Raw genomic sequence first — 645 nt, 5'->3', positions numbered from 1 at the left:
ACTATGAATATGTGAACGCGTTTGGCTCTGCCAATCAAATGACCATGTCTGATATGTTTGTTGGTGAGCAGCTGTCACCAAAAGAGCAGTTTGCGATCGATCTGTTTGACGGATACTTAAAAAGTGCTGCGTCGCCAGAAACTTTGAAAGCGTACTTAGGTACAGGCGATGAGATCAACCCAGTGCTTTACACGCTCGGTATGGTGCCAGTTTACAAACTGCCAATCGAGAATCCAGAGGCGCTTTGGAAAACGTTGGATCACGAAGAGCAAATGAGCGGCGTGACACACGAAAAAGTGAAGCTGGGTACGGTGGAGTACCGTCGTTATGAAATGACGGATGCAGTAGATCCGCAGGATGGCATTGGCTTAGTTGTGGCGGTTATCGACAACGTGCTAACCGTGACGGTGGATATCGCGGAGTTGGGTGATCTTAACCCGTTGAAAATGGCGCTGGGTCTTGAGTCTCCAACCCAATCATTAGCGGATAGCGGTCGTGCTGAAGCCATCCAAACTCAGTATGGTAAAAACAACAACTCTTTTGGCTATATCGACCATCGTGAAATCATCAAAGGTTTAACCACTGTTGATGGCAACATGTTTGCTCGTCAATTAACTCGACTTAATGTCGATCCAAACATTACGG

The 645-nt window shown here is 46.8% G+C and carries 1 pseudogene; it reads left to right on the top strand.

Going from position 1 to position 645, the window contains the following annotated elements:
- Positions 1–645, top strand: a pseudogene (locus R7040_RS27350) (hypothetical protein); the annotation flags it as partial.

The organism is Vibrio sp. 1069 (assembly GCF_033340555.1).
The sequence above is the reverse complement of the archived record's forward strand: the minus strand, read 5'-3'. Positions and strand labels throughout refer to the sequence as shown.